Origin of the sequence: Planifilum fimeticola (genome assembly GCF_003001905.1) — a bacterium.
Classification (GTDB): domain Bacteria; phylum Bacillota; class Bacilli; order Thermoactinomycetales; family DSM-44946; genus Planifilum; species Planifilum fimeticola.
Map to the genome: position 1 here is coordinate 20,554 of NZ_PVNE01000033.1, position 16,947 is coordinate 37,500.

13 protein-coding genes and 1 pseudogene are annotated in these 16,947 nt (G+C 58.4%); 7 read left to right on the forward strand and 7 right to left on the reverse strand.

The genetic code is table 11. The features are described 5' to 3' along the window. Nucleotides 1–339: 339 nt before the first annotated feature. Nucleotides 340–2,646 (reverse strand): RNA polymerase recycling motor HelD, encoded by a 2,307-nt coding sequence (gene helD, locus CLV97_RS15895; protein WP_106346516.1) that lies wholly within the window; start codon nucleotides 2,644–2,646, stop codon nucleotides 340–342. A gap of 264 nt (nucleotides 2,647–2,910) precedes the next feature. On the opposite strand from helD, the gene CLV97_RS15900 reads away from it, so the two are divergent. Continuing rightward, nucleotides 2,911–4,206, forward strand: coding sequence for an amidohydrolase family protein (locus tag CLV97_RS15900; RefSeq protein ID WP_106346517.1), 1,296 nt, complete (start codon nucleotides 2,911–2,913; stop codon nucleotides 4,204–4,206). An 11-nt stretch (nucleotides 4,207–4,217) separates the two neighbouring features. Here the strand turns inward: CLV97_RS15900 and CLV97_RS15905 are convergent, their stop codons facing one another. Beyond that, complete coding sequence (locus CLV97_RS15905; RefSeq protein WP_106346518.1) at nucleotides 4,218–4,976, reverse strand: NRDE family protein; 759 nt, start codon at nucleotides 4,974–4,976, stop codon at nucleotides 4,218–4,220. Between the two features lie 195 nt (nucleotides 4,977–5,171). On the opposite strand from CLV97_RS15905, the gene CLV97_RS15910 reads away from it, so the two are divergent. Continuing rightward, nucleotides 5,172–6,602 carry a hypothetical protein gene (locus tag CLV97_RS15910; RefSeq protein ID WP_106346525.1) on the forward strand — a complete coding sequence of 477 codons (1,431 nt, stop codon included), beginning with the start codon at nucleotides 5,172–5,174 and terminating at the stop codon, nucleotides 6,600–6,602. 315 nt (nucleotides 6,603–6,917) lie between these two features. Here the strand turns inward: CLV97_RS15910 and CLV97_RS15915 are convergent, their stop codons facing one another. Continuing rightward, on the reverse strand, nucleotides 6,918–7,646 hold the full coding sequence (locus tag CLV97_RS15915; RefSeq protein WP_146130527.1) for a thermonuclease family protein: 729 nt from the start codon (nucleotides 7,644–7,646) through the stop codon (nucleotides 6,918–6,920). Nucleotides 7,647–7,941: 295 nt separating this feature from the next. On the opposite strand from CLV97_RS15915, the gene CLV97_RS15920 reads away from it, so the two are divergent. Then, nucleotides 7,942–8,367: a hypothetical protein gene (locus tag CLV97_RS15920; protein ID WP_106346520.1), complete on the forward strand. Its 426-nt coding sequence runs from the start codon at nucleotides 7,942–7,944 to the stop codon at nucleotides 8,365–8,367. A 209-nt stretch (nucleotides 8,368–8,576) separates the two neighbouring features. Here the strand turns inward: CLV97_RS15920 and CLV97_RS15925 are convergent, their stop codons facing one another. Next, the gene (locus CLV97_RS15925) at nucleotides 8,577–9,674 is read right to left on the reverse strand and encodes a M24 family metallopeptidase (protein WP_106346521.1); all 1,098 of its coding nucleotides are present in this window, start codon (nucleotides 9,672–9,674) and stop codon (nucleotides 8,577–8,579) included. A gap of 218 nt (nucleotides 9,675–9,892) precedes the next feature. On the opposite strand from CLV97_RS15925, the gene CLV97_RS15930 reads away from it, so the two are divergent. The 4 genes from CLV97_RS15930 to CLV97_RS15945 all read left to right on the forward strand — a co-directional run bounded on the left by CLV97_RS15930 (nucleotide 9,893) and on the right by CLV97_RS15945 (nucleotide 14,044). Continuing rightward, nucleotides 9,893–11,104 (forward strand): chromate transporter, encoded by a 1,212-nt coding sequence (locus tag CLV97_RS15930; RefSeq protein ID WP_211295774.1) that lies wholly within the window; start codon nucleotides 9,893–9,895, stop codon nucleotides 11,102–11,104. A gap of 179 nt (nucleotides 11,105–11,283) precedes the next feature. Further along, complete coding sequence (locus CLV97_RS15935) at nucleotides 11,284–12,732, forward strand: amidase (RefSeq protein WP_245891655.1); 1,449 nt, start codon at nucleotides 11,284–11,286, stop codon at nucleotides 12,730–12,732. Further along, nucleotides 12,722–12,997 (forward strand): hypothetical protein, encoded by a 276-nt coding sequence (locus tag CLV97_RS15940; protein WP_146130528.1) that lies wholly within the window; start codon nucleotides 12,722–12,724, stop codon nucleotides 12,995–12,997. The genes CLV97_RS15935 and CLV97_RS15940 overlap by 11 nt, the downstream gene beginning before the upstream one ends. 201 nt (nucleotides 12,998–13,198) lie before the next feature. Then, nucleotides 13,199–14,044 carry a sulfurtransferase gene (locus CLV97_RS15945; RefSeq protein ID WP_106346528.1) on the forward strand — a complete coding sequence of 282 codons (846 nt, stop codon included), beginning with the start codon at nucleotides 13,199–13,201 and terminating at the stop codon, nucleotides 14,042–14,044. Between the two features lie 267 nt (nucleotides 14,045–14,311). On the opposite strand, the gene treC is transcribed toward CLV97_RS15945, so the two are convergent. From treC to CLV97_RS18675, 3 genes and pseudogenes are all read right to left on the reverse strand, one after another. After that, nucleotides 14,312–15,976: an alpha,alpha-phosphotrehalase gene (treC, locus tag CLV97_RS15950; RefSeq protein ID WP_106346523.1), complete on the reverse strand. Its 1,665-nt coding sequence runs from the start codon at nucleotides 15,974–15,976 to the stop codon at nucleotides 14,312–14,314. Between the two features lie 102 nt (nucleotides 15,977–16,078). Next, a pseudogene (locus tag CLV97_RS15955) lies at nucleotides 16,079–16,723 on the reverse strand (PTS transporter subunit EIIC); the annotation flags it as partial. A gap of 26 nt (nucleotides 16,724–16,749) precedes the next feature. Then, on the reverse strand, nucleotides 16,750–16,947 hold a 198-nt coding region (locus tag CLV97_RS18675; protein WP_245891656.1), incomplete at its 5' end, for a hypothetical protein.

Consider the following 16,947-nt stretch of genomic DNA (forward strand, 5'->3'; position numbering starts at 1 on the left):
TGGGTGACATCACAAGGCGTTCCTCCTTCAGTCGCGGAATAAGGGCATTATATTGAAAAATAAATAAATGGTCAATGGAGAAGCGCCGGCAAGATTTCGCCCCCGGAAACGGGTCTCTCAGGGGATTGGAAGGGATGAGGTGGGATGGGTCGTTTTTTCTTGAGCGGAAAAAATCGGCGCAATCGCTCTCACCAAATTCGGTGCAAACCCCCTTGTCTGGTGGCCGAAGGGGGTTGTGCCGCTCCGTTTCGTTGCAATAGCAAAGGCACTCGCGGCACAACCCCCTCAGCCATGTGTAGACGAAAGTGAGTCAATTGTGATCCGTTCCTTCTCCGATTCTTACCTACACTTTTTGCAGTACTTCGCCGGATCCAACTCCTCCAGCAGCGGAAACATCCCGTTTCGAGCGAAGATGGCCAGCCGGTGAAGGGGGCGGGTCATGGCCACATACAGAAGTTTCAGGTCGAGTTCGTCGCGGGTGTAGGGCTCATCCAACATGAGGAGGATCGCCAGATCAAACTCCAGTCCCTTGGCCGTATGGGCGGGCACGATGATGATATCCGCGTCTTCGAAGGTGGATTCCCCCGTCAGGAGCTGGAGGGACCAGTCCGTTCTCCGCTTCAGCAGTTTTTCGATCTTTCGGCATTCCCGAAGGGAGCGGCCGATGACGGCGACGGAGCGAAAGCCGTTGGTTTTTGCCCGTTCCAGTTCGTTCCGGATCCAGTCCACCGGCTCTTCGGGGTCGTCGAACAGGCGGATGAGGGGTTTGTCCCCGTGGCGCACCACCGGCCGGGCGGGAAGGATGCCGGGGGCGTTCATCAGACCGATGATCTGGTTGGCCAGTTCCATGATTTCCACGGTGGTCCGGTAGCTCTTTTCCAGGGTGAGGAACTGGCAGCGGTCTTCCGGAAAGACGTGGTCCAGAACTTCTTGCCAATCGGTGATTCCCCGGTAGCTGTGGATGCCCTGGGCCAGGTCCCCGAAGATGGTAAAGATCCGCGTTCCGATTGCTTCTTTCAGCGCGTAAATCTGGAACACGCTGAAATCCTGGGCCTCGTCGATGACGACGTGTTTGATTTTTCGCCTGTTGGGGATTCCGTAAAGTCGATGCTTCAGGTAGAGGAGGGCGGCGGTATCTTCCATTTCCAACTGTTTGCGGTCCAAGGATTCGGAAGCGGTTTGACACAGGTAACGGATGTTTTCCGCCGGAAGGGACAGGGAGCGGAAGCGTTCTTCATTTCTGAAGAGCTCCCGGTAATGGGAGAAGACATCCTTTTTGCGAAACGCGGCCATATAGCGAGGTAGCAGGGAAGCGGAGGCCTTCCGAATCTTTTCCAGCACCGCTTCCTTTCGGTCCATCCAATGGATCACCCGTTCCCGCCGCTTCTCGGGATCCCGGATGCGGTAACGGACTTGCTCGATTTTTTCGTCGTAGTACTGCTCCGCCTGTTTCACGACCTCTTCGGTTTTCCGCTTCAGTTCCCGCCCGAGGACCTGCCGGATTTTCTCCAGGCGCCGGTAGATGGGAAGGTAGGCGTAATCTACTCTCAGCCACCGGTTGATCTCCTCTTTGGTCCGGATGAGGTATTTTTTCCCCAGGATAAAATCCTCCCGGGGGGCGAGCTGCTCCAACACCTCCTCGATGTAGGCATCCACGACCTCTTTGAAGGTCATCGATCCTTTGAAGCGGGAGCACCATTTTTCCAGGAGGAGGGTCGGTTCGCTCTCTTCCCTTTGGATGAACCGCAGGAGCTTTTGGTCCGGATCCGCCAGCTCCATCTTTTTTCCGACTTCTTCGCGGAAGAAGTCCGGGAAGGTGGTCTGGTACACGTCCAGAACGCCCAGCTCCGGCAACACGTCGGCCACGTATCCGAGGAAGAGGCGGTTGGGGGCGAGAATCATCATCTGTTCGGGATCAAAGGTTTCCGCCCGGTGGTACAGGCAGTAGGCGATCCGGTGGAGGGCGATCGTCGTTTTTCCGCTTCCCGCCGCACCCTGCACCAGCAGGGGAAAGTCGAGATCCGCCCGGATGACCCGGTTCTGCTCCGCCTGGATGGTGGAAATGATCTCGTTCAGTCGGCGGTCGGCGCTTTTGCGAAGGGATGCCGCCAGCAGATCGTCCCGGGCGGTGACGTCGATGTCCCGGATCTCCACGAGTTCTCCCGACTCGATTTCATACTGACGCTTCAGGGAGAGATGGCCGGTCACCGTTTCCGTTTCCGACGAATAGGAGACGGGTCCCGGGCGCGCCTCATAGTAGAGGGTGGCGATGGGGGCGCGCCAGTCGACGATCACCGGCTGCTGGGAATCCCTGCGGAAAAGGGACGTTTTCCCGATGTACAGTTTTTCGTATTCGCCGGCGCCGTCGGGTCGAAAATCGATCCGGCAGAAGTAGGGTTTTTCGCGGATTGCCTGCAACCGGTCTTCGTCCCGCATCAGCATATCCATCAATTTGCCGCTGACCAAGAGATCGATGTACCCTTCGCTGCTGTCGCGAACGTTCAACCCTTTCATCGCCCGCTTGAAGTGTTTCCGCTGCTCTCCCCGGGAGCTTTGGGCCTTGCCCAGCCATTCTTCGACGGCTTTCCGGGTTTCAACCAGACGCTCGACTTCTTCCGAATAGTCCGGATGATCTTTCGCCGACAAAGGTCGGAGGCCTCCTCTCCGAGATGGGATGGGCGGTGGAAAGAGATCGGGACCGGAAAAATAAATTATACCCTTTTTTCGATGATTGGGGAAGAGCATGTTGCCGGTTACCGAAAGGAATTGCTGATGCGCTTCCGCCCGGGGAGAGCCGGTTGGTACCAGGCGGGAACACCATCCGGGTGGAACACCTATGCTTGAAAGGGGCGGCGGGACGTGTTTTCATGGGGGTGAACCAACCTTAAACAAAGGAAAGGCGGGAGAAGGGTGAAGGATCGGGAGGGGATCGGGAAAGCGTTGGACACCGTCATCTTCGGCGGCCGGGTCTGGACGGAGGAGGAGACCTGGGAGAGCGTTGCCGTCGGAATCAGGGGAAATCGAGTGGCCGTCCTCGGCTCGGCGGAGGAGCTGGAGAAACAGACTTCCCCGGAAACGGAGTGGGTGGATGTGAAGGGAGGATGGGTCCTGTCCGGCTTCCGCGAAACCAATCTGCATCTCCTGGCAAAGCCCGAGGCTTTCCGCGGGGAACGGACGGCATCTACGCCTGCGGATGCCAAGCCGGGAATCTGGCAGCGGATTTTTGGGCGCAAAAAATTTCGGGCTACCGGATTGGAGGGAAATTTTCCCTTTCGGTCGGCGGTGGGGGAATCGGAGGCGGAACGGTGGGAGAGTGCCGTCCTGAAGGTGCAGGAGGAGGCCCTGCGGCAAGGCGTTACCCGGCTTGAATGCGACGAAGCGGTCGGCCCGGAGGGGTTTCGCGTCCTGTGGCGCGTGCTGGAGGGTTTGGAGAAGCGAAACGCTCTGCGGATCCGCTTCAGCCTTTCGGTGTGCATCCCTTCCATCGACGCCTTCATGGATTTCCTTCAGAACGGCCTGAGGACAGGGACCGGTTCCACCCGCGTGCGCATGGGAGCCGTCCGGGTGCACGCCGGACCCGAGGAAAGGGGATCCCGGGAGGAATTGAAGCGCCTTTCCTATCTGGTCCATGCCAACGGATTTCAGTTGGTCTTCCGCCCGATCAGCGGTTCCTCCCTCACGGAGGTCTTCCATGCCCTTTTGCATGCCCGTACCCATCCCGAGGGGCTGATGACCAAGCACCGGATCTGTTTCCCTCCGGTGTTCAATGAATCGGTTCTTTACGCATCCAAAGAGCTGTCGGCGATTCTCGAAATGTCCCCCGATTGGTTGGCGGGGATCTGGAAACCCCTTCGGGAAAAACGGCATCCCGAGCGCTGCATGGACATGTATGACTGGCTGACGACGGAGCGTTTGCTTCGAATCTGCCCTCCCGGTGAGTTCGGCTCCCCCCTGCAACTGATTCGAAATGCGGCGGAGGAAACGATCGGAATTCTGTCGGGGGAAAATCCGGGCATGGCGAGTGATCGGATCGAACATGCGGCCCGCCTCTCGGCGATGCAGGCGGTAACCGCCCCGGTGCAATCCGGTCAGCCGGCCGACCTGGCCGTTTTGGATGCCGATCCGCTTTCCGTCCCGCTGCCCGCGCTACCTGAAGCTTCCGTACGTCTCACCGTTGTGGACGGGGAGGCGGTGTACCGCCGCTGACGGCCCGCGCTTCACTCTTCCCGGATGGAAAAGCGGAAGCGCACCTCCCTTGCCCCTCCTTCAGTGAAGGTCCGCTCGATGAAGTCGACTTCCCCCCGGGCATTTACGATCAATACGGTGGAGGAGCGCGTGCCGTAGCCGGTCATCCGGATAAACGCGGGGGAGAGGAGCCGTTCCGTTTCCAAGCCGACGCCGGTATCCGGCAGCTGTTCGTCGGGAGCCGGCTCCTCATCCGCCAACAGATCAAAGAGTCGGGAGGGTTCCGGGTTTTGAAGGCAGGCTGCGATGCGCTCCTTTCCCTTGACGACCTTGGGCCAGGGAGTGTCCAAAAAGGCGTTGCTCAGCCCGTGGATTCCGGGCTCAACGGAGCGGCACATGCCGTTTTGATTGGAATAGTACCAAAGTTCCCGGGGACTGCCGACCAGCAGATTGAATCCGGGATAGGACGCGCGCCGTTCCTGCAGGCTTTCCAGGTAGTCTCGGGGTGGAATCTCCGTCGTCAGATAGTCCCGCGCCAGCAGGCCGCGGGACTTTTTATTTTTCACGGAAGCGAAGGGATCGCGGAAATTGGTGAGGGCGGCGAATCGTCCTCTGCGGGTGATGCCCATCCACGTTCCCCCCTTGACTTGATCGCGTCCGGCCAGCACGTCGGGATGATCCTTCCAAAATTGAGCCGGTTCTGTCGGCCGGTCCATGAATTCATCCCGATTGGCGGCGACGATCAAAGGGTAGTCCGGGTGAGCCCGGAAAGCGAAAAGAATCAGGCACATGCAGGCACTCCTCTCGTTGGAAGTAACACACTCCGGCGGCGAGATGAATAGGATAGTGCGGAATGGGTGAGAGCCGAGTCTGTCTGTATTGTATCTCACGGCCTGACGCAAAGAAGGGGGATAAATAATTATTAAAATTTGGAATATTTTATTCTACTCGGTTTTGCCAAGGCCGAGGGAAAGCGAGGGTCTGCCATGACACTGACCGTAGCCCATTGGATTTACGCGGGAGTCACATTGGCGATCATCGGCACCATGCTGTTCCGCCGGGGAGTGGTCCTTCCGGCCCTGCTCGGAACCTTGCTCGTTGCCTGGGTGTATGAGAAGAGTTTCGCGGGAGGATTGCAGGCGATCTTTAAGGCCAATATGGTGGCTGCCAAGGAATTGTTCAGCATTTTCCTCATCATCACCTTCATGGTAGCCCTTCTCCGCTCCCTCAACGATTTGGAAGCGGATCGGCGAATGGTGGTTCCCATCGGAAGAATGATGGTGAACGGCCACATGGCCTTTCTGATTCTGACGGGAGCGACGTACATTTTCTCCTTGTTTTTTTGGCCAACTCCGACGGTTCCCCTGGTGTGCGCCCTGTTGGTGCCTCCGGCGATTCGCGCCGGGCTGCCGAAGATGGGAGCGGCCGTGGCGATCGCCCTCGCCGGTCAAGGGATGGCGCTGTCCTCCGATTATGTGATGCAGGTGGCCCCGATGTTGAGTGCCCGGGCCGCGGGTGTCTCGGCGGCGGAGGTGGCGGATAAGGCGATGATTCTATCCCTCATCACCGGCGTCGTGGCCATCGGCATGGCCTACCTGACCCTGTTCCGAAAGATTCGGCGTCCCGAAGATCCCCGCAATGAGCGGGAATGGGAGTCCGTCGTCGGCGTTCAAGGGAAAAAAGGGGGGACGGACGGCGGGCAGGGTCAATCTTCGAGCCGGTGGGGCAGTGTGTTTGCCGTGTTGGTTCCCCTTGCCCTGCTCAGCATTGTCGCCATCATGATCTATTCCAAATTGGGCGGCGGAAGGAACCTGGAAGGGGAGAACGGAGCCGCTTTCGTCGGCGGTGTGGGAGCCCTTTTGTTGATCCTGGCCACGGTGGCGCATTGGAAAGTCCGGGCGCTGGATCGGATTGCCGACCATCTGGTGGAAGGATTGATCTTTGCCGTCAAAGCGATGGGACCCGTCATTCCCATTGCCGGCTTCTTCTTTCTGGGAAACGGGGATTTCTCCGGGGGGATCCTTTCCGATTCGGAGCGCGCGCCTGCCTTCCTGTTTGATCTCATAAACAGCGCCCAATCGTTGATACCGGACAACCGCTTTCTGGCCGGATTCGGCCTGTTGATTGTCGGCATGATGACCGGGTTGGACGGTTCCGGATTTTCCGGACTTCCGCTGACCGGCGGACTGGCCGGCGCGCTGGCGGAAGCCTCCGGGACGGATCCCGCCATGCTGGCCGCCATCGGCCAAATGGGAGCGATCTGGAGCGGAGGAGGAACCATCATCGCATGGTCTTCGCTGGTGGCGGTGGCAGGATTTACGAGGGTGTCAACCGTCGATCTGGTGAGAAAAAATTTTTTCCCCGTGGTTTTCGGTCTGATCCTTTCCACCGGTCTTGCCATTCTGATCGGGGGGTGAAGAGGGGGACTCGCGCCCGGGGATGGTTGAAAAGACGGGTGTTGCCTGAAGGGGGATTGAATCCTGAAGATAAATTTTTTTTTGGTGAAGAAGAAATCGGGATTGATTCGTGACGAAAGTTGAATAAAATGGATTTTGAGGCCAAGATCAAAGACTTTCAGATAAAAGCGCCGGGAGGGATCGACCCTCCCGGTCTGAAATTATATAAAGCGAAAAAAATTGAGCCGGGTTTCGTTTGAACGGCTTTCAGAAAATGCCTGTTCTACCGGAGCCCGGCCGTTGTTTAAAGGGCGGGGAAGAGTCCCCGCCCCATTTTCAAGCGGTACGCCGGTAGATGAAGAGGCCGATCAGGAGGATTCCGGCGCCGATCAATGCATGGGCCGGATGCTGCGTCCCGGTCTTCGGCAGCCGGCCGCCGCTGTTGCCGGATTTCGACTGTTTCAGCGTGTTGTTAGGGTTGTGATCGTTATTTCCGGTTTCCTTTCCCTCGGCTGAGCCCTTCGCCCGATCCTCATTTTTGCAGGCGGAGGATGCCCATATCCCCTTTTCCAACGCCTTGGCGTGATCTTCAAAGACCCGGTATTGATCCACATACTTGCCGTCGGCCGGACGGGGGGCAACCTTTGCAAGTCCCTCGTTGAGAAGGGCCTGTTGTACGGATTTTCCGTTCACGTAGACATACGCCAAGAGGCGTCCGTTCCCGTCCCTCTTCGGATGATCCAATTCCAACTGCACGGTCTTTCCGAGCACCATCCTTTTGACCAAGTCTACGGCTTTCGGCGTGCAGGAACGGCCCGTGGGCACATGGACCTGCAGGAACCGAACCGTCTCCCGCCGGCCATCCGACAGGCTCACCTCTACGGTGGTCCCGTCGATCACCCGAACCGCCTTGGCCTCCAGCTTGGTGGGAGAGGGGAGCTGCTGGGTGGGAGGTTCGGAGGCGCTTGCGTTGTCCCGCTGAGAATCCTCCTCCGAGGCAAGGACTTGCGGATGAAAGGAGAGGAGCAGGAACAGGGCGAGGGCCAATGATCGAAGCGTTCGCAAGGAAATCCTCCCTTCTGTCGTTGTCAGCCGGATTCCTCCACACTTCTATGATACTATTTCGTTTTATAGATTTCACGATCATTTTATCGGTTTTTACTGAAAATATGAAACGGATGGCCCTGCGGAGGTAGGGACGGCCTTCCGAGCGGTGCACAGGTTTAAGAGGTAACGCCCCCTTTTCGTAGAGTATCTGAAGGAGAGTTTCTCCTGTCCCAAAAAAAGGGTTATCGGAACAGAAGCAAGAATAGAATTGGAATATCGTTTTTCATTTGTTTGTTGCGGGGAGGCGATTCGGGTGATAGAGAAAAAATCGGTTCCATTCTTGCTGATCGAAAGAAAATTGGTCGCGTGTTCTGCCACATGGTTATTGACGTTGATAGTTTTTGCACTAATTGGTGCTGCAATAAAATCGCCTTCGTATATTCTATATGCTCCAATTTTTTTGGGATTTTACAGCGGAGCGGCTTTGTTATTTGCAGGAATTCCCGTATCTCTTCTTTCCGACTGGGTCAGTAAAAAGCTCCCATTTCGGCCTTTGTGGGCCTTTATCATTCATGTCGGCGGAGGCGCGTTGGTGATGAACGACCTTCTCGGTGAGGGAGATGGAGGGGGAGATAGCAGGTTAAAGATTTTTGCGGTGATGTTGGGAGCGGCGTTCGCAGCGGTGTTCTGGCTCGTGGATGAATGGTATCGCCCGCGGTTGAGAAAAAAAGCGGAATGACCAAACCCGGCTCCTTCGGACTTACGGAGCCGGGTTTTTGACTCACGCAAATTACCAGGACGATTTCGCATCGGGATATGATGACAGCGCCGCTCTTCGGTCGGCTTATTTCCGAGCCGCACGGACTATATAGCCTGTTGAAGCAATGATATGTTATTGCGCCTAGCAGATTGTTTGAAATCCTGCACCGATCCCGCGCAGTTTCCTTTTTATTCGACCACTCGCAGTTCCTTGGGGAACTTGGTCAGGATATCGCACCCTTCCCGGGTGATGGCCACATCATCCTCGATCCGAACGCCGCCCTTTCCGGGGATGTAAATGCCGGGTTCGACGGTGAATACCATGCCCTCCCGCAGCGTCTGATCGTTGGAAGCGCTCATGGAGGGGAATTCATGAACCTCCAGGCCCAGCCCGTGACCGACGCGGTGGGGGAACCGGTCCCCGTATCCGGCGGCGGTGATCACCTTCCGCGCCGCCTGGTCGACTTCACTGATGGGGGTGCCGGGGGAGCAGCGCCCGAGGGCGGCCTGCTGGGCTCTCAAAACCGTCTCGTAGATTTGCCGGTGCGAATCGTCGATTCGCCGGTATGCGACAGTTCGGGTGATGTCGGAACAATACCCGTCCACGATGACACCGAGGTCGAACAGCACCAAGTCTCCGGAAGACAGTTTGCGGCTGCCGGGAACGCCGTGGGGGAGGGCCGTCTTTTCACCGAACAGGACGGTGGTGGAGAAGGACATCCCCTGAACTCCTTTTTTCTTCAGCTCGTATTCGATTTCGGCGACGATTTCGATCTCCGTGCAACCTTCCCGCAAGGCGTCGATGCCGATTTCGACTCCGTAGTCGGCCAGCCGGGCCGCCTTGGCGAGCAGGCGGATTTCTTCCTGGTCCTTGATCGCGCGAAGTTCATACATCTTTTCCTCGACGGGGACCAGGGTTGCCCCGGGATTCAGCGCGAGGAGCCGTTCCGCCCGCCCGTGGGAAAGGTGCTCCTTCTCCACGGCGATCGTGCCGGCCGACTTCAGCCGCCGGTCCCAAATCTGCCGGATGTGATCCCAGGGATCTTCCGCATCGCCGTATCCCAGGATCTCCCCTTTCCAGCCCGCCTCCTTCGCCCGTTGCACTTCCATCAGGGGGCAGACCAGGAAGGGCTCCTCATCGGCGGGGACGAACAGGCCCAGGAGACGTTCGTGGGGATCGCAGTGGAATCGGGTCAGATACAAGATGTTGGCTGTGGATGTGAGCAAGGTGAGGTCGATGCCCTTATCCTTCATCCACAGGCTCAGTTCCTTGATTTTTTTGTTCATGTTTTCTACCCCTTTCCCGAGGGTTCTTTATTCAATTTATCAAAAATCGGAGGGGAGGACGATCCCCGAGGATGCGGACGGACCGTCAAACCGACCCCGGCAGGCGTACGGCCATGAGGTGCGGTTGCGCGTTCGGAGTGTGTAAATGAAAACCGGGAGGGGTAGGGAGATGTTGAAGGGCCTACGATGGCCTGCGGCGGAATCGGAGGGAGCGGGACTTGGCTGAAAGAGAGCGCGTTTCGGAAACCCACAAGGCGCAGAGGGGATCCGCCCTGGAGGTGTTGAGAGTCGCCGTTCGGCTGGGGCTGACTTCCTTCGGCGGTCCCATTGCCCATCTGGGATACTATCGGGAGGAATACGTGATCCGGCGACAATGGCTGGATGAAAAGGCGTATGCGGATCTTGTGGCCCTGTGTCAGATGCTCCCGGGACCGGCGAGCAGTCAAGTGGGGATCGCCGTCGGTCTGATCCGGGCGGGATTACCGGGGGCGCTGGCTTTTTGGACGGGATTTACCCTTCCCTCCGCCTTGGCGTTGATGGCGTTCGCGTATGTCTTGCAGGGATCTCAGATCAAGGAGACGGAGTGGATCCACGGTTTATTGGTCGTCGCGGTGGCGGTGGTCGCCCAAGCCGTCTGGGGGATGGCCCGGACGTTGGCTCCGGATCGTCCCCGGGCGACGATCGCCGTGTTATCGGCCATCGTCGCGGTGATTTGGCATTCGACGCTGAGCCAGGTGCTGATCATCGTCTCCGCCGGGTTGATCGGTTGGCGGTTTTTGCCCCGGGATTCCGACCGGGGAGCCGCTCCGCTTCGGATTCCCGTTTCCCGGAAGGCCGCATGGATTTCTTGGGCGCTGTTTTTCGGGTTGCTTCTCCTCTTCCCGGTGCTGCGGCAAATCGCATCGAGCCGCTGGATGGCGATTCTGGACAGCTTTTACCGGACGGGTTCGCTGGTGTTCGGCGGCGGCCACGTGGTGCTTCCGCTCCTGGAGGCGGAAGTCGTGTCGCCCGGGTGGATGACCCCTGATCAGTTCCTCGCCGGGTACGGGGCGGCTCAAGCCGTGCCGGGGCCGCTCTTCACCTTTGCATCCTACCTGGGGACGCTGATCAGCGGGTGGCCGGGAGCGTTGTTGGCAACGGCGGCAATCTTTTTCCCCTCCTTTTTGTTGATCATCGGGGCGCTTCCGTTTTGGGAGTGGATTCGCCAGCGCCCGGGGTTTCAAAGGGCCTTGGACGGGATCAATGCCGCGGTGGTGGGGATTTTGTTGGCGGCCCTGTATGATCCCCTGTGGACCGAAGCGATCCGGAACCCGTCGGATTTCGGTTTGGCGCTGTTCGGCTTCGCTATGCTGGGGATTTGGAAAGTGCCGACCTGGGCGGTCGTTCTCCTGTGTGCGGCAGGGGGAGCGCTCCTTTCCCTCAATGGTTAGATAGGTAGGATTTCCGGAACGGGGGAATAAGCGGGCTTCCGCGGAAGGAGTTTTTTCGTCGGCCATCCAAATAGGATAACCGGAAGGAATTTTACGCCTTGTCAAAGGAATGATTGGATTGACAATTATCCGAGGGGCGCGTGCGAAATCTGATCAATCATCCAGTTGGTGGTGAGGCGATGAGGGAGCTTCTTGACATGGACGCCTTCACCCTGGCCGAGAAGATCCGGTCGGGGGAGATCACGTCCGCCGAGGCCGTCGATGGATACATCCGACACATCGAGCGGGTCAATCCCCGCATTCGGGCGATGATCGAGCCCCGGTTTGACGAGGCCAGGCGGGAGGCGGAGGAACGGGACCGGCTGCTTAAGGAGGGCAGGGCGAAGGGGAGGTTGTGGGGCGTTCCCATCAGCATGAAGGAAGCCTTTTTTGTCAAGGGGATGCACACCACCGGCGGACTGCCCCGCCGCAGGGAGGAGGTGGACCGGGAAGACGCGGAGATCGTGAGGCGTTTGAAGGAAGAAGGGGCGGTGATTCTGGGGAAGACCAACACTCCCGCCCTGTGTTATTGCCAGGAGACGGAGAACACGCTGTTCGGCCGAACCAACAACCCCTGGGATCTGAGCCGCACCGCCGGCGGCTCCAGCGGCGGGGAAGGAGCCCTGATGGCGGTGGGCGGCGCCGCGGTGGGCATCGGTTCCGACATCGACGGATCGATCCGATTTCCCGCCCATTTCAACGGAGTGATCGGCTTTAAGTCGGGCAACCGCCGGGTTTCCCCCGCAGGAGCATTTCCGGAGGTGAAGGAGCCCCATCAGGTTTCCATGTTTGGAATCGGCGCCCTTGCCAAATCGGTGAGGGATGCGGAATTGATCAACGAGATCCTTGCCATTCAGAAGCCGCCCCCGGCGGATGCGGACGCGTTTCAGCTGGTGGTTCCTCCTCCCCATCCCGACGCGCCGGTGGGGGAGGAGACGGTCGAATATTTGGATGCGGTCCGCCGGGAGTTCACCCCCCGCTCTTCCCACGCGGAGTATCCTCCCCGCTTCGAGCGGGCGGCCCAGATGTGGCAGTGGATCATGTCCCACGACGGCGGGGAGGAGCTGGTTCGGCTGTGCGGGGAAAAGGGGTTTTCAGGCATTTTTCTGGAGTATGTGAAGGCGCGCCTGAAGGGGAGGGCGGATCTTCATCCCTACCTGACCTGGGCACTGCTGGGCACACGCCTTTTCCGTCCCTCCGGGAAGGAGTGGGTGCGCATGTCGGAGGAGCTCCGCGAAGGGGGACGGGAGGTGGAGGCATTTTTGCGAAACCGCGTGCTGGTTTTTCCGGTGTACCACTGTGCCGCCCCTGAACACGGAAAAGTGTATGCGGAACTTTTTTCCATCCGCAAAACCTTTCTCCGGTATCTTCCGTATGTCGCCTATGCCAATACCTTCGGGCTGTCGTCCCTGACCATCCCCGTGGGGACCGACCGGTCCGGGCTGCCGATCGGTCTTCAGCTCATCACCGCTGTCGGACAGGAAACGGCCCTCTTTCAGTGGGGACGCCGGGTGGAGGCCGCCTTTCGGGGTTACGTGCGCTGCAGGAAGTACGATGACGAAGGCGGCGACGAACCCGGTGAAGGATAGGACCGAATATCTGCGGATCAGAGAGGATTTAGACGATTGGCCCAAATCCTTCGTCAAGAAACCACCATTGCACGCCTTTGGAAGCGGTTTGGCCGGCTTGAACGGATCCGGATCGATTGATGGGGATTGCCCCCGGGTACGGGCGAAGGCCGTACCGGAGGCCTCTGACCACCAGTCGACCGAGGGATGTGTGTTCAAGGCGGTGGAGCCGATTGAGACGGCCGGCCTTACCCGGAAGGGACCGGATCGTTTTGCGGCTGAATGAATCAGGAGGACTCCCACGTCCGTGACGGTCGCTTTGAGGAGGGAGAGGAAAGACCGGGTGATCGTGGAGCATACCGGTTGGGGAGAAGGGGTAGAGCGGGAGGAGGTCCGCCGCCTGCATCGGCCGGCCTGGGCCGGTTGCCGGGAGGGCCTGTGTTCCGCATTGGAGGGGGAAAGGACCGGACGGATTCCGGGAAGGAGGATGTGCGTGTTACCGTCAGCAATCGTATCACCGGAGTGGTTGCGGGATAGGTTGGGGGATTCCGACCTGGTTGTCGTGGATTGCCGTTTCGAACTGGGAAAGCCCGATGCGGGCCGAATAGCGTATGAACAGGATCATATTCCGGGAGCCGTCTACCTGGATTTGGAGAAGGATCTCTCCGGTCCCGTCGGCCGACACGGCGGCCGACACCCCCTGCCAGAGACGAATGCATTCGCGGGGAAGTTGGGGAAGGCCGGAATCGATCCGTCCAAAACCGTTGTCGCCTACGACGATCAGGGAGGAGCGATGGCGGCCCGCCTGTGGTGGCTGCTCCGCTATCTGGGCCATGAACGGACGGCGGTGCTGGACGGGGGGTATCAGGGGTGGAAGGAGAAAGGGTATCCCGTGACGGCGGAGCGGATCCAGCCTTCGCCCGCCCGGTTCATCCCCCAAATCCGTCATCCCGAATGGTTGGTGGGCATGGAGGAAGTGAGGCGTCACCGGGGGCTTTTGATCGATTCCCGGGATCCCGAGCGGTATGCGGGGAAGTTTGAACCCATCGATGCCAAGGCGGGACACATCCCCGGAGCGGTGAACCGCTTTTGGAAAAACAACCTGGCGGAAGGGCAGCGGTGGAAATCGCGGGAGGAGCTCAGGCGCGATTTTTCCTTCATTCCCGAAGGGGAGCGTCCCATCGTCTACTGCGGTTCCGGGGTGACGGCTTGCGCCAATTTGCTGGCCCTTCATCTTGCGGGTCGGGAGGGGCGCCTGTACGCCGGAAGTTTCAGCGATTGGATCAGTTATGAGGAAAACCCGATCGCGCAGGGGGAGGAAGAGGTACGTTGAGTGGAGTCATGTTTCTCCGGGGAGCCCGTGAGAAGTGTCTCTCCGGACACTCAAAGCGCGGAGCGGGCGATCCATCAGCCTGACCGTATGCTGAGACCGTTCCGGGAGGCTACCTTCCTGCACGGCGCAGCGGATTCACTCGGAATAGTAGTGGGAGGCGTATGATCGCGTTTCCGAGGCATTCATCATCCATCGGGCTGCAATCGGATTGTAAGGAACGAAGAAAACCCGGACGAGCTGTCGTCCGGGAATTTGCTGTGTCCGTTGTCACCGGGTGAAGTGGAAGACGACGGATTCATAGGGCCTTAAGAGAATTCGTCTGAAATCGGAAGGGGCGTCTTCGTAGTTGGAGATGAGCACCCGGCTGTTCCAACGGGCGAAGGGGAGTCCTTCGGGCAGGAGGAATTCGGTCTCCGCATCGGAAAAGTTGTTCACGACCAGAAGCGCTTCGCCTTCCAGTCTGCGGGTATATACCCACAGCCGGGGATGGTCTTCGAGTAGGGGTTCGTACTTTCCGTAGGTGATGATATCGTAGGTTTTTCTCAGCCGGATCAATTCCCTGTAGTGATGGAGGATGGACTGCGGATCCTTGAGTTCTTTTTCCACGTTGATCTCCTTGTAATTGGGAGCCACTTTGATCCAGGGCTCTGCGGTGGAGAATCCGGCATGTTTTTCGCTGTTCCACTGCATGGGCGTGCGCGCGTTGTCCCGGGATTTTTGCTTGATGGCTTCCATGACGGCCTCTTTGTCCGGGTGGAGGCGGTAGGCGTTCAGGGTTTCCACATCGCGGTAATCATCGATGGATTCAAAATAGGGGTTGGTCATGCCGATTTCTTCTCCCTGATAAATATAGGGAGTGCCCTGAAGCATGTGCAGCGCCGTGGCCAGCATGGTGGCCGACTCGCGCCGAAAGACGGTGTCGTTTCCAAACCGGGAGACGACGCGGGGCTGATCGTGGTTGCACCAGAAGAGGGCGTTCCAACCCCCGCCTTCATGCATCCCCCTTTGCCATTCGGACATCACTTTTTTCAATTTCAAGAGGTCGAAGGAGCCTTTCACCCATTTCTCACCGCCGGGATAATCCACCTTCATGTGGTGAAAGCTGAAAATCATGTTCAGTTCCTTCCGGTCCGGCCGGGAGTATTTCACCCCGTGTTCGATGGTGGTGGAGGACATTTCCCCCACGGTGATCAGGTTGGTGCCTTCCAGCACCTCCCGGTGCATTTCCTGAAGGAACTCGTGGACCCTGGGGCCGTCGGTGTAAAATTTGCGGCCGTCGTTCATCGGCCCCTCTCCGGTGGCGTCCGGAAAGCGCTGATCCTTGGAGATCAGATTGATGACGTCCAGGCGGAATCCCGCGACGCCCATGTCGGCCCAGAACTTCATGATGTTGTAGATTTCCCGCCGCACCTGTTCGTTTTCCCAGTTCAGATCCGCCTGGGTTTTGTCGAACAGATGCAGGTAATATTGCCGGGCTACCTCATCGTATTCCCAGGCGGAACCGCCGAATTTGGAGCGCCAGTTGTTGGGTCGGTCCCGCCAGATATAAAAGGAGCGGTACGGACTGTCCGGGGATTTGCGGGCCTCCTGAAACCATTGGTGTTCGGTGGACGTGTGGTTGAACACCATGTCCAGGATAATCCCGATTCTGCGCCGGCGCGCTTCCTCGAGCAGCGTTTTGAACTCTTCCATCGTCCCGTAGCGGGGGTCGATGGCATAGTAGTCGCTCACATCATAGCCGTTGTCCCTTTGCGGGGACGGATAGATCGGCGTGAGCCAGATGTAATCGATGCCCAGGTGCGCGAGGTAGTCCAGTTTTTCAATGATTCCCGCGAGATCTCCGGTGGGTTGGTTTTTGGCGCTGTAAAAGCTTTTGGGGTAGATCTGATAGATGACCGATTTTCTCCAGTCTTCGTTTCTGAGGTTCTTCATGGGGTTCCGCCTCCTTGACTTGATGGCGAGGAGACAAAAGGGAAGGGGCTGGTTTCCGCAAGTGGTTCGTCGGGAAACCGGCCCCGCTACTTCATCAGGGGATCAGGCTTGGGATTTTTGAGCCCTTTTTTTGCTGATGTTGTGGAGCAGAACCGTGAGCAGGAAGGGCACGATGAGGACAATCGCCATGCCGACCAGGAACATCGGGATGTGTTGCACCATGATGGAGATGAAGGCCGGCAGTCCCCCGACGCCGATGGCGGGTGCCAACACGCCGTTGAGGGAGACGAAGATCGCCGCCAAAGCCGACCCGGTGATCGCCGCGTAGAAGGGGAATTTGTGCCGCAGGTTCACCCCGAACATCGCCGGTTCGGTGATGCCGAAATAGGCGGACAGGGCCGAGGTGGAAGCCATGCTCTTCTCGTTGGCGTTTTTGGCGACCCAGAACATGGCGAGGGCGGCGCTTCCCTGGGCGATATTGGACAGGGCGATCATCGGCCAGATGAAGGTGCCGCCGTTTTGAGTGATCAGTTGCAGGTCGACGGCGATGAACATGTGGTGCATCCCCGTGATCACCAGGGGAGCGTACAGGGAACCGAAAAGCAAAGCTCCCACCGCCGGGGCGGCATCGTAGATCATCACGATTCCCTGGGTGAGCAGGTCCCCGAGGTGACGGGTGACGGGTCCGATGACCGCCAAGGCGAGCCCGCCGGTGATGACGATCGTCGTGATGGGGACCACAAGCGCCTCGTCTTTGGTTTTGTATGAAGTATTTAAAAATAAAACCAGCCGAGAAGAATCTTCTCGGCTGAGATTGATGACAAACCCCCTGGCTCTTTTCGCAAGAAAAGCGCCAGGGGTTGCATGTTTATGGGAAATAAACAGATAAAGGAAATTAGATTTGGTAAATTAGGCGGATCACAAAGCCTTTTCCTCTCTTCGAGAGGAGCAAGGCCATTTTTTTGATGTTT